Raw genomic sequence first — 23990 nt, forward strand, 5'->3', positions numbered from 1 at the left:
AGTCTCTTAGAATCAGGAGTAAACATGGAGTTCAGCGTAAAAAGCGGAAGTCCCGAAAAACAACGTAGTGCTTGCATCGTTGTTGGTGTCTATGAACCGCGTCGCCTCTCTGCAGTAGCAGAGCAATTAGATAAAATCAGCGAAGGCTATATCAGCAATTTGCTTCGCCGTGGTGATTTAGAAGGCAAACCAGGGCAGATGCTGTTACTGCACCATGTTCCGAATGTACTAAGCGAGCGAGTGCTATTAGTGGGCTGTGGTAAAGAGCGTGAGCTAGACGAGCGCCAGTACCGGCAAATTATCGCCAAAACCATTAGCACCTTGAACGAAACCGGTTCAATGGAAGCCGTCTGCTTTTTATCTGAATTGCATGTGAAAGGCCGTGATACCTACTGGAAAGTGCGTCATGCCGTTGAAACCACACAAGATTGCCTCTATGTGTTTGATCGTTTAAAAAGCAAAAAAGATGAAACACGCCGCCCGCTGCGTAAAATTGTGTTTAACGTACCCACCCGTCGCGATCTGACCATTGGTGAACGTGCGGTAGACCATGGTTTAGCCATTGCTGCCGGTATCAAACAATGTAAAGACGTGGGCAACATGCCTCCGAATATCTGCACACCGGTGTACCTTGCGGAACAGGCTTCTGCCTTACAAAGCCTGTCTGACAAAGTCAGTGTTGAAGTACTGGGTGTAGAGGAAATGAGCGCCCTTGGGATGAACTCTTACTTAGCGGTTGGCCGCGGTTCGGTTAACCAGCCACGTATGTCGGTAATTAAATACAATGGTGCCGGTAACGACAGCGCGCCTGTGGTATTAATTGGTAAAGGTTTAACCTTCGACTCGGGTGGTATTAGCTTAAAACCGGGCGATGGCATGGACGAAATGAAGTTTGATATGTGCGGCGCCGCCTCTGTGTTTGGTACCATGCACGCCGTGATCAACTTACAATTGCCGATTAATATCGTGGCGGTGCTAGCCGCCGCTGAAAACATGCCGGATGCCAATGCTTATCGGCCGGGTGATATTCTTACTACGATGTCTGGGCAAACGGTTGAAGTATTAAATACCGACGCCGAAGGCCGTTTAGTATTGTGTGATGCACTCACTTACGTTGAACGCTTCGATCCTGAGCTGGTGATTGATGTGGCCACCTTAACCGGTGCTTGTGTGATTGCACTGGGCAAACACGCTTCTGGCTTACTGAGTAACCACAACCCGCTTGCCCATGAAATCCTCAATGCTTCAGAGCAAAGCGGTGACCGTGCTTGGCGTTTACCGCTGTGGGATGAATATCAAGATCAACTGGAAAGCCCTTTTGCCGACTTCAGCAACTTAGGGGGGCGTGCAGCCGGTACAATTACCGCAGCCTGCTTCCTGTCACGCTTTACACGCAAATATAACTGGGCACACCTTGATATTGCCGGAACTGCTTGGCGTAGTGGCGGTAAAGATAAAGGCTCTACCGGTCGTCCGGTCGCGTTATTAACGCAGTTCCTGATTAACCGTACGGGCAACAATCAGGATCATTAATGACTGTTACGTTTTATGTGCTGGCTGAGCCTGATGGCTCAGCTGAACACACCGCAATCTCAAATGAGCTGTCGCCTGCGCCAGCTCATTTTGCTTTTGCTTGTCAGCTTTGTGCAGATTTGTACCGCGCCAATCAACGCGTTTTTGTATATACTGCCGACCAACACATGGCCGAACAGCTAGACGAATTACTCTGGCAGTTTGATGCGGAACGTTTTGTGCCGCATAACCTCAGTGGTGAAGGCCCAGCGCGTGGCGCACCCATTGAGATTGGCTGGCAAGCACCACGACAAAGTCGTCAGGTGTTAATCAATTTAACCGACAACATGCCGGAATTTACCCGGCGTTTTGCGCGTGTAATCGAATTTGTTCCGGCAGAAGCGTCGTTAAAAGCGCAAGCCCGGGAACGTTACAAACAATATCGTCAAGCTGGCATCACGCCTGAAACCGTGCAAGCCGACTGAATTTACAGGTATCTCTGATGGAAAAAACCTTCAACCCAAGCGAAATAGAACAGGCCATGTATCAGGCCTGGGAAAGCAAAGGCTATTTTAAACCGAACGGTGATGACCGTGCAGGTAATAACTATTGCATCATGATCCCGCCACCAAACGTTACCGGTAGCCTGCATATGGGGCATGCCTTCCAGCAAACCATTATGGATGCGCTAACACGTTACCAACGCATGCAAGGTAAAAATGCCTTGTGGCAAGTGGGCAGTGATCACGCCGGTATCGCCACGCAAATGGTGGTTGAACGTAAATTAGCCGCAGAAGGTTTGCCAGGCCGCCATGAGCTTGGCCGTGACAAATTTATTGAAAAAATCTGGGAGTGGAAAGCCGAATCAGGTGGCACCATCACCTCGCAAATGCGCCGTTTAGGCAACTCGGTAGACTGGGATCGTGAACGTTTTACCATGGATGCCGGTTTATCCAATGCCGTGCAAGAAGTGTTTGTGCGTTTATACGAAGATGATCTGATCTACCGTGGTAAGCGCTTAGTGAACTGGGATCCGAAACTGCACACGGCTATCTCTGATTTAGAAGTTGAAAACAAAGATCAGAAAGGCCAAATGTGGCACTTGCGCTATCCGTTAGCCGACGGCGCCATGACCGCTGAAGGCAAAACTTATTTAGTGGTGGCCACCACACGCCCGGAAACCATGTTGGGCGATACCGGTGTTGCAGTAAACCCAGACGATCCACGTTATCAAGCGCTGATCGGCAAAGAGATCCTGTTGCCTTTAGTTAATCGTCGCATCCCAATTGTAGCCGACGACCATGCCGATATGGAAAAAGGCACGGGTTGCGTCAAAATTACCCCAGCACATGACTTCAACGACTATGAAGTAGGTAAACGTCATCAATTGCCGATGATCAACATTCTAACTCTCGATGCCATGATCCGCAGCGAAGGCGAATGTTTTTTCACTAATGGTGAAGTTAACCCGGCGCTTAGCGCGCCTATTCCTGCCGAGTTTCAGCAGCTAGAACGTTATGCCGCACGTAAAGCCATTGTTGCGGCTTTTGATGCCGCGGGCTTGCTGGAAAAGGTGGAAGATCATAACAATACCCTGCCCTACGGCGATCGAAGCGGCGTGGTGATTGAGCCGATGCTGACCGATCAATGGTATGTGCGCGCTGCACCGCTGGCGAAAACCGCAGTAGAAGCGGTAGAAAGCGGTCAAATTCAGTTTGTACCAAAACAATATGAAAACATGTATTACAGCTGGATGCGCGATATTCAAGATTGGTGTATCTCGCGCCAACTCTGGTGGGGCCATCGTATTCCCGCTTGGTACGACGCCGACGGTAAAGTCTATGTTGGCCGTAACGAAGCCGAAGTTCGCGCTAAATATCAACTGGCTGACAGCATAGCACTACAACAAGATAACGATGTATTAGATACCTGGTTTAGCTCCGCGTTGTGGACCTTCTCTACGCTTGGCTGGCCAGAGCAAACCGATGATTTAAAAACCTTTCATCCGACCGATGTGTTGGTAACCGGTTTTGACATTATTTTCTTCTGGGTAGCACGCATGATCATGATGACTATGCACTTTATCAAAGATGAACAAGGCCAACCGCAAGTACCGTTTAAAACAGTCTATGTTACCGGCCTGATCCGCGATGAAAGCGGCGATAAAATGTCGAAATCCAAAGGCAACGTTATCGATCCATTAGATATGATTGACGGTATTAGCCTGGAAGATTTATTGGCCAAGCGCACCAGTAATATGATGCAACCGCAATTAGCGAAGAAAATTGCTGATCGCACCACGAAACAATTCCCAGAAGGCATCCCCAGCAGCGGTACTGACGCTGTGCGCTTTACCTTAGCCACGTTAGCCTCAACCGGTCGTGATATTAACTGGGATATGAAGCGCTTAGAAGGTTACCGTAACTTCTGCAATAAATTGTGGAACGCCAGCCGTTATGTGTTGATGAATACCGAAGAGCAAGATTGCGGTTTCGGCACTGCAGAGAAAACCCTGTCGCTGGCCGACAAATGGATCTTGGCGCAGTATCAACAAACGGTGAAACAAGTGCGGCATTACTTTGATACCTACCGCTTTGACTTAGCCGCTACGGCCTTGTATGAATTTACTTGGAATCAGTTCTGTGACTGGTATTTAGAACTGACTAAGCCGATTTTATTTAAGGGTAATGAAGCGGAACAACGAGGTACGCGCCACACCTTGATAACGGTGCTCGAAAGTTTACTGCGTTTAATGCACCCGATCATGCCGTTCATCACCGAAAGCATCTGGCAATCGGTTAAACCGTTGGCCAATATTCAAAGCGACAGCATTATGCTGGCCGCTTACCCTGAATATCAGGCTGACTTAGTCGATGAAACAGCACAAGCCGATCTGGAATGGCTAAAAGCGGTGATCACCGCTATCCGTAACGTGCGTGGTGAAATGAACATTTCGCCGAATAAGCCCTTAACGGTTTTATTACGTAACATCTCCACCGAAGAACAGCGCCGTATTGATCAGAACCGTAACTTCCTATTAGTGATGGCAAAACTGGAAAGCCTGGAGTTGTTAGCGCCTGAGCAAAAAGCACCTGCTAGCGCGGCACAATTAATTGGCAATATGGATCTGCTGATCCCGATGGCCGGTTTAATTGATAAAGAAGCCGAATTAGGCCGAATTGCTAAGCAGCTGGAAAAAACCGAGCAAGAGCTGTCTCGTGTTGCCGGTAAGCTAAACAACGAAGGCTTTGTTGCCAAAGCACCAGAGGCGGTTTTAGCAAAAGAGCGCGCCAAACAAGCTGAGCTAGAGCAAGCCGTTGCCAAGTTACAGCTGCAACAAGCAGAGATCGCTGCGATTTAAGCAACACAGTTAACATGTTAAGCAATACCCACGGCCAGTAACTGGCCGTGGGTATTTTTTTGTTAGCGCTGGTAATTGTACAAGCGCGAGTTTTTGTTATCATGCACAGGTTTGTTTGTATCCTAAACAAACACAATTAGCGTGCTCAGGTAAGAAAGCTTTTACGGTAAGTTTTTCAAGCCACAGCTACTGCTCGCACTGTGACTATCGCTCCGTTGAGTTGTCCATTCTGCTGCAACGGTTCAATACCTTTTTTGCCGGTAAGCCGGACTTTTATACGAGAATAAAAATATGTCAGCAGAAGATACCTTAGGGAGTTTGGCCGAGCCTGTTGCAGCGGCGGTCGAAGCGGCCGCCATTGCGCCAAGTGCGATAAGTTTAATCCCACCTCTTGTTGTTCTAGCCTTTGCCATCTGGTTAAAGCGCCCCATTTTGGCGCTGGTGCTAGGTGCTGCGTCAGGTCTATTATTAATTGGCTCACCACTCGACGCGCTATTTAATTTAGGCGAAACATCTGTTCGCGTGATGCAAGATGAAACCATCGGTTGGCTCATTTTAGTTTGCGGTGGCTTTGGTGCGTTAATTGCGCTGTTGGTGCATACCGGTGGGGCCTTTGCCTTTGGCCGCATGGCGCAGCAATATGCTAAAGGCCGTAAACCGTCCCTGTTCATGACCTACCTATTAGGTTTAATTATTTTTATTGATGATTACCTAAATGCCCTGACTGTCGGTGAAACCATGAAACGGTTAACCGATAAATATAAAGTGTCACGCGAAATGCTGGCCTATGTGGTCGATTCCACCGCAGCCCCCATGTGTGTGTTAGTACCGATCTCAACCTGGGCTATTTTCTTTGGGGGCTTATTAGTTGCCAACGATATTGCGCCGGCTAGCGATCCGAATGGTATTAAAACCTATATCGCGGCCATTCCTTACATGATCTATGCCTGGTTAGCGCTGTTGTTAGTGCCGTTGGTTATTTTAGGCATAGTGCCCTTAGTTGGCCCAATGAAAAAAGCCGAGTTAGCCGCGATGCAAGCAGTGGATACCCCTGTGGACAGCGTGGTCAGTGCCAAAGCACTCGCCAGCAGTGAAGCTAATCACGCCACGGCTACCGGCCAACCACAAACGGGTTTTGCCGTAGCATCGTTAGAAGAAGAATTTGATCATGCCGATAAGAACGACGGCAAGTTGATGAACTTCTTATTACCGATGTTGATGCTGATTGGTTTTACCATTTGGTTTGAAGCGGAAATTTGGCCCGCGCTCATTCTAACGTTTATTATCACCATTCCGATGTACATGGCGCAGCGTTTAATGCCGTTTGTGGATATGATGGAGTTAATGATGCATGGTTTTAAAACCATGCTACCGGCTATTTGTACCGTTATCGCTGCCTTTACCTTTAAAGATGTTTGCGATCAACTCGGCTTACCGCTGTATGTGATTGAGAATTTAGCCCCCTACATGACAGCACAAATGCTCCCTGCCTTAGTGTTCGTCGCGATGGCCGTATTAGCTTTTGTCACGGGTTCAAGCTGGGGCATCTTCGCGGTATCAATCCCCATCGTTATGCCATTAGCCATGACTGTCGAGGCGAATATCCCACTGGTGATCGGCGCTCTGCTCTCAGCCAGCTCGTTTGGTAGCCAAGCCTGTTTCTACAGTGACTCTACCGTACTGGCCGCACAAGGCTCAGGCTGTAACTTGATGAGCCACGCGCTAACGCAATTCCCTTATGCGTTAATGGCGGCCATTGCTGCGTTCTTTGGGTTTATCTTACTGGCGTAGGTTTTGCCCAGGCAAAAAACCATAAGGGCGCGTAAAGCGCCTTTATTGTTTTGTATTGTGTCTATTTCAGTCGCCAACAAACCCGCAAATACCCTTACACAAACTCAATAATGGCCGATTATAGCGTCGTGCAATGGCTGCGCTTATTAAGCAAAGTATAAAAATAAAATCACTTGCAATCTTACTGTGCGTCACCTAGCATATTAACTGTGTACCGCACAGTATGTGCCGTACAGTATCGCCGACATCAACAGAAGGAGCAAGCAGATGACCTTGGCACAACGCGATAAAATGCGCCTAGAGTTACGCCGTGGCGTGCTGGTGTTGGCAGTATTAGCTTCACTAAAACAGGCGCACTATGGCTATTCACTGCGGCAACAGTTACAGCAAGGCGGCATCGACATTGATGAAGGCACCTTATATCCGTTGATCCGGCGGCTAGCTGAGCAAGGTCTACTAGAAAGCGAATGGCAGCAAGCAGAGGGGCGTGAGCGACGTTATTACAAGTTGTCTGCCTTGGGTGCGACGTTGTTACAACAGCTAACGCAAGAGTGGCAAAACCTCAATGGCGCACTGGCTAACTTATTGGTTACTGAGAAGGAGAAATAGTCATGGACTTAGTCACTCGATATATTGCTGCGGTGCAGCGCGAGCTACCGGCGGCGAAACGCGAAGAAATTGCGAGAGAGTTGCAGGCCAATATTATGGATGAACTGGATGCGTTAACGGCAGCGCAAGGTGCCTTAAGCGACGCAGATGTCAGCCAGCTGTTAAAGCAAATGGGCCATCCACGACAAGTTTCTAGACAGTTTGTACCCGAGCAGCCATTCATTAACGCCAGTTATATGCCCATTTATCGCTATACCTTAACGCTAGTACTCGGGATCTTGTTTTTGATCCAAGTGGTCAAGAGCACTTTTGGCTGGTTATCCTACGCTGATGTCGGTTTGATTAGCTTAGTGTTCAGTATCGCGGCAGGTTGGATTGATGATGCTTGCTTTGCTTTTACTGCCATTACCCTAGGTTATTTTGTCATTTCCAAACAAACCCCTGAACCAGAGCAGCACTGCTGGCAAAACTGGCAGCCGGAAAATTTACCTAGCGCGGGCTTTAGCTGGCAGACGATTGCACTACAAGATATTTTTACTGATTTGGCGAGTTATTTATTTTTACTGGTGGCCATATTTTACCCACTGTGGCAAGTTGTGGCGCCAGCAGAAACCCCTAGCGTATTGCTCAGCAACGAGGTAAAAACATTGCTACTGTGGTGTACACCTTTGTTGCTCGCGGGTATCTGCAATAGCCTATGGCAATTAAAGCAGCGTATTTGGCAGAAAGCGCTATTGCAGGCGAATATTATCATCAACGCTTTGTTTACCTTGGTAATTCTGTATTTGGCAATGATGTCGCCTTTTTTGCAAATAACCGAACAGCCTTTGCTTGGCATGCTTAGCTCGGCGCAAGTTGAACGTTCAATAACGATAAGTTTAGTTGTGCTAGCGTTATTTCCGGCATGGGAAGTGCTACGTGATAGTTGGCGCTGGCGTCAGTTAAGCTAAAGTGATGCTGAACTAAAACAGTGCGCTCCTATCATGCTGATCAACGAACGCTAGCCAAATTAAAGGTGTAAACCATTTAGGTTCTAGTTTAGGGGAGCAGCAAAACCTGCTCACTTCATGCAGATGAGCTTTCAACCGCTGAAAAGCGCATCTGCGGCTTGCCACATCACATAAGCTTTAACGTGCTGTAAAGCATAAATACAAAGCCATTTCGCAGATATTGATATTAGTGCAAAGCTCAATGGAAACACGCACCGCTAAACAAGGCAAAATACGGCCAAGATAGATGGATATCGAGTAAATTGTGGAGCCTTCATAGCTACTTTAAATTAAGCTGAATTTAACCTTAACAAGTCTAAAATAATTACATTAAACATTTCTATATTAACATTGTATTTCTGGTAAAATTGCCGCTAATTTATACACCTGAGGAAACACCTATGCCTGTAAGCTCGCAACACAAAGTTTATTTACCAGCTGAAGCCCGAGATAACCAATATCTCTTAGCTGAATTTGCGTTAACAGACGAACTACTCGCGGCCTTTCCTGCTAGCAACCCAGCAAAACCGTTTGAACAGCTTTATCAGCAATTGTCACAGCAGTTTTTTGAACTCGCGGATGCGGCACAGCTACACAATGTACACCTGATTGCTAATGGTAAAACCCCGGTGGTGCGCTTTCACCAGGAAGCTTACGTATTACAAACCACTGAACAAATTTTATTTTTCTATAACCCCAGCTATCACGAAGCACAACATAGCTTTTTTGATGCCAGCATCCGGGCACGAAAAATTTCTTTATTATTTTTAGCCACCGACCAGCCATTACGGGCCAACGCTGCAGCCTTCCACCAAAAAGTCACGACAGTGCTGCAACAGTTGCTGGCTAAGTTAAAAATGACCGAGACAAAAGTAAAAGTGCGTGACCATCAGCATCTTACTTATGATTTGTTTGCCAAGGCCAAAGGCCAGAAAGAAAGTTACGGCTACAAATTACGCTCAATTGGTGCGCGCTATAAAGCACGGCAATGTGAACTACCCGCGCATAATGCGCTTACCTATGTCATCGTCAACTTACCGTTAAGCCGGCGTTTAAAAGAGCAAGTTGCATTGAATTTGCAAAGTGATGCACCCTACTTGCCGCTGTATCAAAAAGTCAGTGATAGCTTTGTCAGCGCCTGTCAGCCAGAACAATTCAAACATTTAGCCGTGCTGGCTAATGGTTTGTTACCCTTGGTGCGCAATAGTCAATTTGATAAAAGCAGCCATGGTACAGAGTTGCAGATGATTGGTTTTGATCCGAGCGCGCAAGCAGGTCAACTGATCAGCGATTTGCAAGGCGATAAACTGGTTGAAATGATGCAATTGGTGATTTTTGCCACGCCAGCCGATCAAACCGATATGGGCTATGGCCGCTTTATGAACCAGGTAGAAGCGGCGTTACATCGCTTTGCCAAAAGCTTAGCACTGCAACCCGAGCGGGACGATCTCACTGTGCGTTTTCATCAGCATATTAGTTATCATCTATAAGTTAGCAATAGCCGTAACCCAGCACCCGCTAAGTTACGGCAGATAAATGCCTACCTCTCTACAGATTAAAATGGGCGCTAACTGCGCCCTTCTCGCTTTTTCTCATACTACTTCATGGCTAAGCGCCACTCCTCGCGTGCTGAATACAGTACCGGAATTAAAAAGATACTCAGTAGCACAAAAAACATGCCGCCGACGGTGGGCACGGCCATTGGGATCATCAGATCGGCGCCGCGGCCACTGGCACTGAGCACCGGTAATAACGCTAAGATGGTAGTGGCGGATGTCATTAAGCACGGGCCGATGCGCTTGGCGGCCGCGGCTAATACCAATTCGCGTACCGCCGCTTGCGAGCGGGGTTGATGCTCGGCAAATTGCTGCTTTAAATAGGTCGCCATTACGATGCCGTCATCAACCGCGATACCAAATAACGCTAAAAAGCCGACCCACACTGCGATACTTAGGTTATAGGCTTGCAGGTTAAACAGCTCACGTAAATTGGCACCAAACCAGCTAACGTCCAGAAAATCGGGCTGGGCAAAGGCATCTAAGGCAATAAAGCCGCCGGCCCAGGCAATGGCAATGCTGCTAAAAATCATCAAGGCCGTACTGACTTGCTGGAACTGTAAGTACAGCAACATAAAAATCAAAATTAGCGCTAACGGCACCAGCCACATTAACGTGGCCGCCGCGCTTTGTTGTTGCTGGTAACTGCCGGCAAACTGATAACTGACACCGGCGGGCAACGTTAATTCGCCCTCGTTTAGCAATTGCATCAAATGCGCTTCTACCTTGGCTACGGCTTCTACTTCAGCTAAACCGGGGTGGGCGCCAAAGGTAATATAGGCCGTGAGAAAGCTGTTCTCCGAGCGGATCATTTGTGGGCCGCGCTCATAGCGCAGTTCGGCCAGCTGACTGAGTGGCACTTGATAGCCCGCTGGCGTGCTAATCAGCACCTCGTTAATCGCTTCAACGGTATCACGTTGCTCGCGTTGATAACGCACGCGGATCGGGTAACGCTCACGCCCTTCTACCGTGCGTCCCGCTTCCATGCCAGCCAGCGCCGAGCTGATACTTTGCTGCACCTGTTGCATCGACAAGCCATGTCGGGCAATCGCTTGCCGATCCGGCACAATACTTAAATACGGCTGGCCGACTACCCGCTCGGCATTCACCGTTAACGGCGCGATACCCGGCGCTTGGCGCAGTATGGCCTCAAATTGCAACGCCATTTGCTCTAACGTAGCCAGATCAGGCGCTTGCAATTTAATGCCCATTGCCGCCCGCATACCGGTTTGTAACATCAATAAGCGCGTTTCTATCGGTTGCAGCTTTGGCGCAGAGGTCACGCCCGGCAGTTGCGCGGCTTGCACAATTTCTTGCCAAATATCATCTGGCGACGTTATATGCTCGCGCCATTGCCGATAAGGCCGGCCACGCACATCAGCAATCAACTCGCCATTAGCATCACGGGCAAATTGCTGGCTGCTCTGGTCAAAGCGGAAAAATTGCCGCCGCCCTTGGCCATCAGTGCGATATTCACTGTGATACTGGATCTGTGTTTCAATCATACCCAGTGGGGCGGGATCTAAAGCGGTATCCGCTCGACCTATTTTGCCCACTACCGATTTAACTTCAGGAATGGCAGCAATGGCTTTGTCTTGCCGTTGCAGCACGGCTAAGGCTTCACTAATTGAGGTGTGCGGCATTAACGAGGGCATAAACAAAAAAGCCCCTTCATCCAGTGCCGGCATAAACTCACGCCCCAAGCCCGGAAAACGCTTGGCTAACGCGCTGTCGGCTTGTACACCCGGGATCACGCGATCCGCCCCCAGCCAGACACTTAACCCCGTTAACACCACCAACAGTGGTATAACGATAAACAGTGCTTTAAAACGTAAACACAGCGCTAATAACGGCAAGTAGGCGCGCTGAAACAACCAAAAGCCGCCTAAAATCAGCAGCAACAGCGTACTGACCAACAGTAAGTTATGCCAAAAACCGGCGGCAGGGCCTAACGGTAACCACAATTGCGACAGCAACACCAAGGCGGTAACAAGCAGGATGATCACCAGCACATGTTTTAAACGCGGTAGTAAAGCGTTGGGCAAGAAAGCCGTCCATGCCAATAAAGGCGCAGGTATGCGCTGAACCAAACCTTGTAACAGGCTGCGTAAACCTTGCGTATTAGGCGCGAACAACAAATACAGCAGCACCGGTAATAAGGTGACCGCCAGCAACACGGCACAAAGTAACACAAAGGTTTTGGTGTAGGCCAAAGGACCAAACAATTTGCCTTCCGCTCCCGTCATGGCAAACACGGGTAAAAAGCTGATGATAGTAGTGCTAATGGCAGTAAGGATTGCGGGGCCCACTTCTTGACCTGCTTGCATGATGGCGTGTTGCAAAGACAAAGCAGGTTGATCTTGCCGTTGTCTAAGCACGTTCTCCGTAAAAATGATGCCTAAATCCACAATAGTGCCGATAGCGATGGCGATACCGGCCAACGCCACGATATTGGCTTCTACCTGAAACAGCCGCATCAGCAAAAAGGTACAGAGTACCGTGGCCGGCAATAATAAACTGATCGCCAAGGCAGCACGCACCTGCCAGAGCAAAGCCAGTACCACAATGGTGGTTAATAATAATTGTAAACTGAGGGCGCTTTCCAAGGTGCCAACGGTTTCATCAATTAATAACGAACGATCATAAAACGGCACTATGCTGACCTGACTTAGCGTGAGCCAAGTGGGCCAATCAGCTTGCGGCTGCGCGCGGAGCCAGTCGCGCCAGGCGTTAGGCTGCTGTTGATAATCTGGCAGTGTTTGGGCGCTGGCAAAGCGTTCAACTTCAACCTGGCTAGTCTTTGCCCAGTCAATCACCGCTTTGGCCGGCATGCCTGGCACTAACTCTTGCATGCGCTGGCGTAAGTGAGTAATCGCTTGCCGCGGGTTATAGCCTTCACGCACCGTGACGACGGCGCCTACCGCTTCGGCTCCGGCCACATCCAAAGCACCGCGCCGGGCGGCAGGGCCGACATTCACGCTGGCCACGTCTTGCACCCGAATGGGCGTATTATTCGGCCCCAGTCGCACCACCGCTTGTTCAATATCGGCGAGGTTTTTAATAAAGCCCTGACCGCGGATCAGGTACTCAACACCATTTATTTCGCGACTGCCCGCACTCACATCCAGATTCGATGCCATCACCGCAGCGGTGACTTGCTCGAGACTGACTTGGTATAAACGCAGTAAATTGGCATCCACTTCTATTTGATATTCGCGCTGATAGCCACCAATGGCCGCGACTTCGCTGATACCTTCAGCGGTTAACAAGCCGCTGCGTAAATACCAATCCTGCACTGAACGCAGCTCAGCCAAGGTCCAGCCACCGGTGGTTTTTCCCTGCGGGTCTTGTCCTTCTAAGGTGTACCAAAACACCTGCCCTAAACCGGTGGCATCAGGGCCTAAGGCGGGCTGCACACCACTGGGTAACGTATTTTCAGGTAGACTAGCCAGTTTCTCTAAAATGCGCGAACGCGCCCAATAAAACTCGATATCTTCATCGAAAATCAGCGCAATACTGCTAAAGCCAAACATCGACAATGAACGCACATCCTTCACCCCTGGCACGCCCATCAGCGCAGCACTGAGCGGGTAAGTGAGTTGATCTTCGACATCTTGTGGCGAACGCCCAGCCCAATCCGCAAAAACGATCTGTTGGTTTTCACCCAAATTAGGGATGGCATCCACCGTAATGGGTTTAAGTGGTATACCGTGTTGCCAGGCAAAAGGCGCCACGCCAATACCCGCCACTAACAACAGCGATGCCAGCAGCATCACCACTAATTTTTGCCGCATCAGCACGGCCAGCACACGGCCAAAGCCGCCGATTTGTGCAGTCATGCTTATGCCTCCCCGCCAAATTGACGGACCAAGTCGCCACAACCGAGCATCATGGCACCGAAATAAGGGTTACGTAACTGATCGGTAGGCTGCAACCAGCTGGCACCCTCACCGTCGCGCGCCATCGGGCAATAGGCCTCATACCAACCTTTGGCGAATACCCCTAGCTCAGCAAAACGTAATAAACTGATATTATGCCGATAGAACAAGGCGCGAGCACTCTGCAAATCCGTGACTTGATCCAGCTCGCCCTCACCGGCTTTAAGGGCCATTAATAGCCCCGGAAAACGATCTGGCCATGAAATGCCCGCGACCGCTTGTTGCATGGCCAGTGTGCCTTGCCGCCATGCGCTAAGATCGTCACTGATTAAACCGAGATATAGCTGCTGATAAGCGGCCAATAAAGGGGCTTGCTGCTCATCACTTAACACAAAACCCGAGCTTGGCTTAACCGGTGTTACCGCTGCGGCGCTCTCTTGGCTGCCCATCACGCTATGATCTGCATGGCTTGCACTGTTACTTGCACCGGTGCTTGAACTACTGCTCGAACCGTGTTGGTGTAACATCGGGGCTCGCCCCGTTGCGGTGGGGTTAAGCATACTGGCTAAACCGCGAATTTGTAGCTCGCTGTCTAAGCGAAACGCCCCTTGTGTCACGACTAACTCACCTTGCTCTAACCCCGCTAATACCTGATATTGCTCACCTAGGCGCTGTCCTAGGGTAATGCGACGTGGATTATAGTGCGGTTGCTCGGCGTCGGTTTGCACATACACCAAGGATTGTTTACCCGTAAACAACACAGCACTGGCGGGTATTAATAAAGTTTCTGCAAGGGGTATGGTTACGCTGGCCTGCGCTAACATCCCCGGTTGTAACCGGCCACTGGGATTAGGCAGCAGTGCGCGCACTCGGGCGGAGCGGCTGCTGGTATTTAACAGCGGTTCAATCAGCTCAATACTGGCGCTAAAGGTTTCACCGGCAAACGCAGGCAAACTTACCTCTAAGGCTAAACCTGGCTGCAACAAAGCCAGTTGTTGTTCAAACACCTCTAACTCAAGCCATAACTGATCTAAAGCCATTACAGTAAATAGCGGTTGACCGGTACTGACATAGGCACCTTGATTAACCCATTTTTCGGTAATAATGCCACTGACTGGCGCACTGATGGTGACGGTATCTTGTAACTGTTCACGCTGCAGGATCTGTTCAATTTGCGTGACAGGTACCCCTAACAAACGTAAACGACGGCGTGCGCTATCGAGCGTCGTACCGGCCGGCAAGCTGCCGCGGCTAGCACTCAGCTGCTTGGCTTGCAACAATTCTTGCTGGATGACAATCAAATCGGGGCTGAAGATTTCCAGCATCGGCTCGCCAGCGTTTACCGTTTGCGCGGTGCGATTCACATAGGCTTGTTCAATACGCCCGCCGCTCCAGGCACTAATCGTTTGAATGCGACTTTCATCGGCGGCCAAGGTACCCGGCAGCTGCAGTTCAACTTGGGCTGTTGCAAGACGCACCGGTTGCACTTGGGTTTGCAGTAAGGCGGCGGCACGAGGGCTTAAACGCAGCACTGCCGCAGTAGCCGTTTCATCTTTTGCCATATCTTCTTGCTGCACCGGGATCAACGCCATTCCACAAATTGGGCAACGCGCATTAGCATCAGTTAAACGAATTTGCGGATGCATCGAGCAGGTATACACCTGACTGTCTGGCTGCAACGCCGCTAAAGGATCGGCAACCGTCGACTGCATTTGACTGTGCGCATGCCCGGCATGCGGATCAGCTTGTTGCTGCGCTATAGCAGACAGCGGCAATAAACATAACGGCAGTGCCAACAAAGGCGATTTGACAGAAAACAATAATGACGCGAGTGAAGAAGATGGCAACATAATAAAAACCCTTACTGAAAATAGCTGGAGCCGATGCAAGCATCAGCCAAAAAGCGACTCAGAAAAGGGTTAAATACGTAATTGATTGTTCGATAAATACAACGGCAACCGTCGTTTTGGCGGGGGCGTATGTAATTGACTGACTGGGATAGCCGTAGGGAAAAACTCGACGGTTGACAACTTTTGCCAAGTAATAAATATTGCCGAAAAAGCCAGCTGCACTGGCTCTGCGCTGGCAGCTTGATTATCGCAACCTGAACAGTGTTGTTGACTTGCTAGTGGTTGACTTGATAACAGCGGCATTTCTGCTGCATCGTCACGGTTGGCTGCGCTATGACAAGGCGGTGTGGTTTGCTCTATGGCAGCTGAAGTTACCGTGGCGGCCTGTGCCACATTTTGACACAGCATTAAGCACCAAGAAAAGGCCAAGCTGACGAGCAGCGGCACAGTCCAGAGTTTTTGGCGTTGAACCAAGGTGCTTAACATTAAGGTTCCTGTCAATTAATAGGGCTATAGGCGCCCGCTAAAGATACGCTGACCAGCAGCTGCTGTCAAAAACTAGCGAAATCGGCGCAAACGCAGGGCGTTGCTTAGAACAAACACGCTAGACATGGCCATGGCGGCTGCGGCTAAACCAGGCGCCAATAAAATACCGGCTACGGGGTACAATACACCCGCTGCAACCGGGATCAGCACTATGTTATACGCAAACGCCCAAAATAAGTTTTGTTTAATATTACGCATCACTGCGCGGCTTAAACCAAGTGCTCGATACACCGCCATAACTTCACTGCGTTGTAACACCACATCGGCAGCGTCAATCGCAATATCGGTGCCACTGCCAATGGCAATGCCAACATCAGCTGCCGCAAGTGCGGGGGCATCGTTAATGCCATCGCCCACAAAGGCCGCTTTGCCAAACTCACGTTGCAACGCTTGCACTACCGCTTGTTTATCGGCCGGTAGCACTTGCGCTCGCACATCGGTAATACCTAGCTCTGCTGCCACCGCATTGGCGGTGTGCTGATTATCACCACTGACCATCACCACTCGCAAACCTGCTTGTTGTAGTTGCCGAACTGCATCTTTACTGTCTGCGCGCAATTGATCGGCGATGGCCAGTAACGCGAATAATTGGCCATTATAGGCCAGATAAATCACCGTTTTGCCGGCAGCACGACAAGCAGTGGCTTGCTGCTTAAAGGGGCTAACGCTGATCTGGTGTTTATCCAACAAGGCGGCACTGCCAAGTAATACCGGCTGTGCCTCAATTTGCGCACTCACCCCAAACCCGGTGAGTGCCTTAAACTCGGTTGCGGCAAGCGGCTGTACTTTCGCGTGCTTAGCGGCCGCTAATAAGGCCTGTGCCAGCGGATGTTCCGCATGTTGCTCCACACCTGCCACCAACGCCAACACGTGTTCTTTAGCAACGCCATCGGCGCAGTGTACGTCTGTTAATTGCATTTTACCGGCGGTTAAAGTGCCAGTTTTATCAAAGGCCACAACTTTCGTTTGTTCTAATTGCTGCAGCGCATTGCCTTGCCGGAATAAAATGCCCAGCTCCGCTGCGCGCCCGGTACCCACCATAATCGACACTGGCGTAGCCAGCCCCATGGCACAAGGGCAGGCAATAATCAGCACCGCTACGGCATTTACCAACGCAAAACTGACGGCCTGCTCGCTACCCAACCAGAGCCAGAGCAGCGCTGTTAATAAAGCAATTGCCAAGACCACCGGTACAAACACGGCCGTCACCTTATCTACCAAAGCTTGAATAGGTAACCGACTACTTTGTGCCTGTTGCACTAATCGCACAATTTGCGCCAATACTGTTTGCTCACCTACGGCAGTAGCGCGGCAGAGTAAACTGCCTTGTTCACCATTAACGGTACCGGCAGTCACCTTGGCACCAGCCGCTTTGGCAACAGGCATAGGCTCACCACTTAACATGGCTTCGTCAACCCAAGATTCCCCTGACACTACCTCGGCATCAGCCGCAATCCGCTCTCCCGGCCGCACCAGAAATTGCATCTCGGTTTGCAATTCATTAATAGGCAGATCCTGAAAGTCATCATTCCTTTTTATCCTGACGGTTTTCACTTGTAGCCCAAGTAAACGTTGAATAGCGGCCCCCGTCTGTCCACGTGCACGCCCTTCTAACCAACGCCCTAGCAAGATTAACGTCACGATGACCACTGCCGATTCAAAGTACAAATGCTGACTACCAACAGGCAGCAGTGCGGGCAGGAACAGCACGATACTAGAATAGCTCCATGCCGCTAAGGTACCCAGCGCGACTAACGAGTTCATATCTGGCGACAGTCGCCATAAGTTGGGGAGCCCCGTTGTAAAGAAGTGACGCCCCGGGCCAAGTAGCACCACGCTGGTTAACACAAATTGCAGCAGGCCGTTATAAGGGGCGGGTAAAACATTTTGCAGCCACTGCGCTAACCCGGGTAACAGATGGCTGCCCATTTCTAACACAAACACCGGTAAACTTAGCAGCAGCGCTAACCAGAATTGTCGGCTTAAGCGTTGTTGTGCTTGTTGCTGCTCTTGCGCGAGATCGGTGTTTTCTGCACTTTGCACCTTGCCTTGATAACCCGCAGCAGCAATCGCCTTAAGTACTGCGTGATCACCCGCCAGCCGAGCAATACGCGTCAACTCTAGCGTGTTTGAGGCGAGATTGACCGTGGCCTTAAGCACACCGGGCAGCGCTAACACACTTTTTTCAATTTTACTGACACAGGAGGCGCAGTGCATATTAGCAATGTGCAGTTCGATCTGTTCGATTCGGGTAGGATAACCGGCTTGTTGCAAAGCGCTGGTCACTGTCGGTAATAGCGTGTTGTCGGTGAGGCTAAATTCCGCACTGGCAGTGGCTAAATTGACGCTCACCTCACTGACACCATTAACGCTAGTCAGCGCCGAAGTCGCACGGCGCACACAACCAGCGCAAGTCAGGCCGGTGATCGGAATGTGTATGCGCTGCAAAGCAGAAGTTGACATCGTTTGAGCTCCTTACCGTGAAGAATGGCGTGGGTGAAACAGCAAGACTGCGTATAGCCTAAGCCACTACTCAGCATGCTGCAAACTTCGCCGCCTTAATTACACGGTAAGTTAAACGCTTAACCTTACTCTGATTTTACTGCAGGCTCAGCATTGCTGGGTAAACTTGCTACAAAACCCGGACGCCGATACGCGGATAATTGTTGCTCTAACAATGCCGCTACGCGCAACAGTTCGGGCTCAGACCAGGGTAAACCGACCACGCTTAAGCCCAGTGGTAACACACCATCATAACCACCCGGTAAGGTAATCGATGGGTACCCTGCCACCGCGGCAGCGGTAGAAGTGCCAAAATTAAAACTGTCGCCATTCACATGATCAATCGGCCAAGCTGGGCCATAAGAAGGCATAATTATCGCGCTGTAGCCGTCATTTAAATAGGTATTTAATGCTGCTTCTGCCAGTTCACGGCTACGAGTTAACGCCTGCTGATAGGCTTCGGCTTGGGCGGTTAAATCAGTGGCAGCGGCTTGCTCAAGGTATTCTTGACCATAAAACGCTAAAGCCGTTTCGCCCTGTGCGTTATTGAAGTCGACAATTTTTTGCACGGTATTAACGGCTGCAGGCACGTTGTAATCAGTCAACCACTGCTGTAAATCTCGCGAAAACTCGTACACCAGTACTGCTAACTCGGCTTGATATAATTCCCCCGGCAATTGCCACTGATCGGTAGTGACCACTTCAATACCCGCCGCCGTTAGCACTGCCGCCGTTTTATCTAAAATAGCCGGTAATGCCGGGTTACGACTGTCATAAGCGCGTACTAACAATACTTTGCCACCCGTCGCTGGTTGCAACGCCGCCGCGGTTAAAGACGCTGGTAATTGTTGCCGCGCTTCGGTTGTCAGCATGGCCTCTAATAATAACGCCGCATCATACACTTTGCGCGCCATCGGCCCGGCAATATCCTGCGCAGCGGCGATCGGAATAATGCCTTCACCCGATACAGCACCACGCGTTGGTTTAATACCCACAATGCCGTTGATAGAAGAAGGGCACATAATAGAACCGTCAGTTTCGGTGCCCACGGCCAGCAAGCTGAGATCAGCGGCCACCGCCACACCTGAGCCTGAGCTCGAACCACAAGGCGTATGGGTTAATACGTGTGGATTACGGGTTTGCCCGCCTAACGCTGACCAACCGCTGGACGAGTCTTCACCACGAAAGTTCGCCCACTCTGACAAGTTACTTTTGGCAAGGATCACGGCACCGGCTGCTCGCAGTTGCTTCACCAGCTCGGCATCTTTGGCTGTGAGGTGATCTTTTAAGGCTAAAGCGCCAGCAGTAGTCGGTAATTGGTCGGCGGTAGCAATATTGGCTTTTAACACTACCGGCAAGCCGTGCAACGGTGAACGCGTTTTGCCTTGCGCCCGCTCTTCATCCAGCAATTTTGCTTGCGCTAGAGCCTCAGTATTCACATCGACGATAGCGCGCAGTTCATGACCTTGCAGATTATGCGCCGCAATTTGTTCCAAATAATGTTGCACCAATTGTTCACTGGTGAAGGTACCCGCAGCCAAACCTTGCTGGGCAGCACGGGCATCGGTCCATGCAGGCGAGCTTAACGTCACAGGCTGCTCTTTTACCGCCGGTTGACAACCTAACAACACCATACTTAACGACAAACATAATATGCGCATAACAGATCCTACAAATATTCACTAAGGCTTTAGCATAAACGTTGATGCCCGTTGGAACAGCCTGTTTTATCGCAACCAGCTGTTACCTGTCGCAAGGCTAAACCCTGTTATTTTGCAAAAAGATGAAGCAAGCAGCGTTTTACCTTACACTGTAAAGGTGAACTCGACTCTTTGCTGCAGATAAGGATTTCCTGATGAAAAAACTACTTTGGCTTATTCCAGTCACTCTGATCACCCTTCTGGTGATTGGCTGGTTACTGGCTAACACTATCATTAAAAGCGTACTGATTGACCAACTTGAAGAAGCCACCGGCGCTGAAGCGAATGTCGACAGCGTATCGCTTCGCATCATGCCGGTATCATTACAAATTAATGGTGTACAACTCACCGATCCCGCTAAACCGGCCTATAACAGTATCAGCTTTCGCCAAGCCTTTGCCCGCATTGATCCTTGGCCTGCCTTAAAAGGTTTTTACGTGGTAGAAGAGTTAGAAGTGAACGAGTTAGCCTATGGCAGTGCGCGTCAGCAACCCGGTAAAGTGTATCGAGTGCCGCCACCGAACGACAATGCGTTGGATTTAGCCTCGTTATTACAAGTGGAATTGCCTACTGCAGAGTCGATTTTAGCGCGCGCCAATTTGCAAACCGTGCAACAAGGGCAGCAACTCAAAGAGTTAATCAGCGGCCAACGCCAAAAGTTTACCGAGTTACGGCAGCAACTGCCTACCCAGCAACAGTTAGAAGAGTTTCAAGCTAAAATTAAAGCATTGACCGACAGCAAGATCAGTGATGCCGCAGATTTAGCTACAAAAACCCAGCAACTGAGCAGCTTACAGCAACAATTAAAGGCCGAGCGTGAAAAACTTCGCACCCTACAGCAAAGTTTTGGCCAAAGCCGTGACCAGCTGAACGATGCAGTAAAAGCGGTACGCAGTGCAGCTGAGCAAGATTGGCAACAACTAAAACAATTGGCGAATATTCAAGACGGTGGCTTAGCACCGATCTTCCAAATCTTGCTGGGTGATGTGTGGGCACGCGAAATGCAAAAGCTCGAAGCCTTGTATCAACTGGCCAAACCCTATTTACAACAAGAAGGCAATGCGACGCCAGCCAAACCTTTGGATCTGAATCAGCCCTATCCTGATTTTTGGGTAAAACAAGCTAAGCTGCATTTATTAGTGGCCGGCACCGAAACCACCATTAATATGCAAGACATTACCACCCAGCACCAGCTGATTAATAATGTGGCCACTCGCTTTAAACTCGATGTATCGGGTTTGCCTAAACTGAATAGCCTGAAGCTCAATGGCGACTTTGCGATTCTGGAGCAAATGATTACCAACCTCAGCTGGCAGCTTGATGATATGGCCCTAGAGAACCTGACGCTAGGCAACGATAAAACCGCTATGACCATCTTGGCTGGGTTATTTAGTGCCACCGGCTCACTGAAACTGGTCGATGATCAACTAAAACAACAAGCCAAAGTGCTATTGAAAAACGCTAACTTTGATAAAACTGGTAATCGCTATTTAGATCAGCTGGTATCGCTGTTAAACCAACAAGGTCAGATCCCACTAGATGTGTTAGCAGAAGGCTTAATTTCTAAGCCTAACGTCACCATTCGCTCGTCATTAGATCGGATGTTAGGTGATGCCTTGCTGGGTGAAGCTAAGCAAAAAGTCGCGGCTCTGCAAACGAAACTGCGCAGCGATTTAGATAGCCGCTTACAACAACAATTAGCCGGGCAACAAGAATGGCTCAGTTTATTGCAACAGCAAGAAGGTGATACTAAAGCGCTGGAAGGCAAGTTAGAAGAGCTGTTAAATGCCAAGATGGGTTCCATACAAGACAAACTGCGTAAGCGCTTACTAGATAAATTAGGCGGTAATTAAGCGGCTTACCAGCCCCGATTTGCCAATAATGCATGGTAGGTCGGGGCTTTCACACAAAACGTCATCCCTGTCTATACTGTTCACTGTGTGTAAAAGGAATACATCAGATGAAATCTTTACTTATGCTTATTAGCAGCTTAGCACTTAACCTGAATGTGAATGCAGCCGATATCAGTGGCCATTGGCGTGGTGTGCTAGCCACATCACCAAACAGCGGCCTGACCTTGGCACTGCAAATACAGCCCAGCACTGAAGGTTATCAGCTGTTACTACGCAGCCCTAATCAACACTCGAACGACATTGCCGTTAGCAGTATGACTATACAAGACAATACCTTAAACTTTACCGTCGATGCCTTAAAAGCGGCTTTTACTGGCACATTTGACGGTGAAACCCTCAACGGGACCTTTACTCAGGGCCAACCGATGCCACTCACCTTGACCCGCCTTACAAAAAGTGACGAAGCACGGCTGGCGCATGAACAACAGCTGTTCGGTGAGTTGCAAATCAATGCCAACGCCAGTTTGCCTTTAGTGTTAAATATCGCGGTAATTGCTAACGGCTATCATGTCACCTTAGACAGCCCCAAACAGCAAAGTTATGGTATCCCAGTTGATCAATTCAGCATTAGTGAGCAGCAATTGCGCTTTGGGTCATCCATGATTAATGCCAGCTATCAGGGCACTTGGCAAGATGATGCGTGGCAAGGCAGCTTTGTTCAAGGTCAAGCTATACCGCTTATCCTAAAAAAAAAGCCGGTAACTCAGCCGCTAACACCAACGCTAAGTCAGATGAGTGAATGGCTGAGTGCTGAATTTGGTCAGCACGGCGTGGCCATAGCTTGGGTGGATGGCCAAACAGTACGCTATCAGCTGCATGGGCAAGCCAATGTGGCTAATCAGCAAGCCGTTAGCCAAAGCACGTTGTTTGAGATCGGCTCTCTTACCAAACCTTTAACGGCATTGGCTGTTATCAAACAACTGCAACGAGGCAAGTGGCAGCTAGACACTCCGCTGGCTCAGCAAAACGCCCTACCCGAGCTCGCAGCACATCATTATACCTTGGCAGAATTACTGACCCATCGCAGTGGTTTGCCCCGGTTACCCGCCAATTTACCGCTAGATGATTTGAGCAACCCTTACGCCCATTATGATGAAGTAGCTCTAAAAGCCGCGCTCGCAAACACCGAGTTTGCTGAAAAAGCCTTTGGCTATTCCAATTTTGGTTATGGCTTACTGGGCTTTTTGGCAGGGCAGCAAGCAAAGATGCCTTATGCCAGCGTGATGCTACAACAAGTATTGCAACCATTAGGCATGAAAACGGCAGGGGTGCAAACCGGCAAGCAAAGCTTTAAAGATCTTGCGAACGGCTATGCGATCAGTGCCGACACCGTCCCCAATTGGCAATTCGACAGCTTAGCCGGCGCTGGCGCGGTCGTCGCTTCCATTGAAGATATGGCCACTATGTTACGCCACATTTTTCACCACCACGCCAAAGATAAGGCACTGCAACAATGGCTAACCGCACTACCCACCAACGAGCAACCTGCCATGACACCAGGTTGGATGCTAACCGAGCAAAATTGGTTATGGCATAACGGCCAAACAGCGGGCTTTTTTAGCTTAGTGATTTTTGACCTACAAACCGAAAAAGGCTTGGTTCTACTGACCAATATCGCCATCCCCGTCACCGAACAGGGCTTCGCGCTATTTAACGAATGGCTGGCTCAAGACGCCAAATAACCCTAGCGTTTAACCTATCTCATCCGACCGCACTCAGACACTGGTCAGACCGCACTCAGAGACTGGTTGTACCACACTCAGACACTGTTCAGACCGCACTC

Annotated in this window: 14 protein-coding genes; 9 read left to right on the forward strand and 5 right to left on the reverse strand. The window is 49.7% G+C overall.

The window, feature by feature from the left end; genetic code table 11:
* Positions 1 to 24 precede the first annotated feature (24 nt).
* The 7 genes from pepA (at position 25) to ORJ01_RS09415 (ending at position 9752) form a co-directional block, all read left to right on the forward strand.
* Positions 25 to 1533 (forward strand): leucyl aminopeptidase, encoded by a 1509-nt coding sequence (pepA, locus tag ORJ01_RS09385; protein WP_226751765.1) that lies wholly within the window; start codon positions 25 to 27, stop codon positions 1531 to 1533.
* The gene (locus ORJ01_RS09390; RefSeq protein WP_306177796.1) at positions 1533 to 1997 is read left to right on the forward strand and encodes a DNA polymerase III subunit chi; all 465 of its coding nucleotides are present in this window, start codon (positions 1533 to 1535) and stop codon (positions 1995 to 1997) included. Before pepA ends, ORJ01_RS09390 begins: the two co-directional genes overlap by 1 nt.
* 17 nt (positions 1998 to 2014) lie before the next feature.
* Positions 2015 to 4873: a valine--tRNA ligase gene (locus tag ORJ01_RS09395; protein ID WP_306177797.1), complete on the forward strand. Its 2859-nt coding sequence runs from the start codon at positions 2015 to 2017 to the stop codon at positions 4871 to 4873.
* Positions 4874 to 5164: 291 nt separating this feature from the next.
* Positions 5165 to 6664, forward strand: a complete 1500-nt coding sequence (locus ORJ01_RS09400; protein ID WP_306177798.1) for a Na+/H+ antiporter NhaC family protein — start codon at positions 5165 to 5167, stop codon at positions 6662 to 6664.
* 267 nt (positions 6665 to 6931) lie between these two features.
* Positions 6932 to 7273, forward strand: coding sequence for a PadR family transcriptional regulator (locus ORJ01_RS09405; protein WP_226751761.1), 342 nt, complete (start codon positions 6932 to 6934; stop codon positions 7271 to 7273).
* A gap of 2 nt (positions 7274 to 7275) precedes the next feature.
* Positions 7276 to 8223: a hypothetical protein gene (locus ORJ01_RS09410; RefSeq protein WP_306177799.1), complete on the forward strand. Its 948-nt coding sequence runs from the start codon at positions 7276 to 7278 to the stop codon at positions 8221 to 8223.
* A gap of 440 nt (positions 8224 to 8663) precedes the next feature.
* Positions 8664 to 9752, forward strand: a complete 1089-nt coding sequence (locus ORJ01_RS09415; RefSeq protein WP_306177800.1) for a DUF3083 family protein — start codon at positions 8664 to 8666, stop codon at positions 9750 to 9752.
* A gap of 107 nt (positions 9753 to 9859) precedes the next feature.
* Here ORJ01_RS09415 and ORJ01_RS09420 read toward each other — a convergent pair whose 3' ends face one another.
* The 5 genes from ORJ01_RS09420 to ORJ01_RS09440 form a co-directional block, all read right to left on the reverse strand.
* Positions 9860 to 13657, reverse strand: coding sequence for an efflux RND transporter permease subunit (locus tag ORJ01_RS09420; RefSeq protein WP_306177801.1), 3798 nt, complete (start codon positions 13655 to 13657; stop codon positions 9860 to 9862).
* Between the two features lie 2 nt (positions 13658 to 13659).
* Positions 13660 to 15546 (reverse strand): efflux RND transporter periplasmic adaptor subunit, encoded by a 1887-nt coding sequence (locus ORJ01_RS09425; RefSeq protein WP_306177802.1) that lies wholly within the window; start codon positions 15544 to 15546, stop codon positions 13660 to 13662.
* A 69-nt stretch (positions 15547 to 15615) separates the two neighbouring features.
* Positions 15616 to 16032: a hypothetical protein gene (locus ORJ01_RS09430; RefSeq protein WP_306177803.1), complete on the reverse strand. Its 417-nt coding sequence runs from the start codon at positions 16030 to 16032 to the stop codon at positions 15616 to 15618.
* Between the two features lie 72 nt (positions 16033 to 16104).
* Positions 16105 to 18555 (reverse strand): heavy metal translocating P-type ATPase, encoded by a 2451-nt coding sequence (locus tag ORJ01_RS09435; protein WP_306177804.1) that lies wholly within the window; start codon positions 18553 to 18555, stop codon positions 16105 to 16107.
* 125 nt (positions 18556 to 18680) lie between these two features.
* On the reverse strand, positions 18681 to 20255 hold the full coding sequence (locus tag ORJ01_RS09440; RefSeq protein WP_306177805.1) for an amidase: 1575 nt from the start codon (positions 20253 to 20255) through the stop codon (positions 18681 to 18683).
* Between the two features lie 194 nt (positions 20256 to 20449).
* On the opposite strand from ORJ01_RS09440, the gene ORJ01_RS09445 reads away from it, so the two are divergent.
* Both ORJ01_RS09445 and ORJ01_RS09450 read left to right on the forward strand, forming a co-directional pair.
* Positions 20450 to 22147: a TIGR03545 family protein gene (locus ORJ01_RS09445; protein ID WP_306177806.1), complete on the forward strand. Its 1698-nt coding sequence runs from the start codon at positions 20450 to 20452 to the stop codon at positions 22145 to 22147.
* Positions 22148 to 22254: 107 nt separating this feature from the next.
* The gene (locus ORJ01_RS09450) at positions 22255 to 23889 is read left to right on the forward strand and encodes a serine hydrolase (protein ID WP_306177807.1); all 1635 of its coding nucleotides are present in this window, start codon (positions 22255 to 22257) and stop codon (positions 23887 to 23889) included.
* Positions 23890 to 23990: the final 101 nt, after the last annotated feature.

The organism is Alishewanella sp. SMS8, assembly GCF_030737935.1.
In the GTDB taxonomy this organism is placed as follows: Bacteria; Pseudomonadota; Gammaproteobacteria; order Enterobacterales; family Alteromonadaceae; genus Alishewanella; species Alishewanella maricola.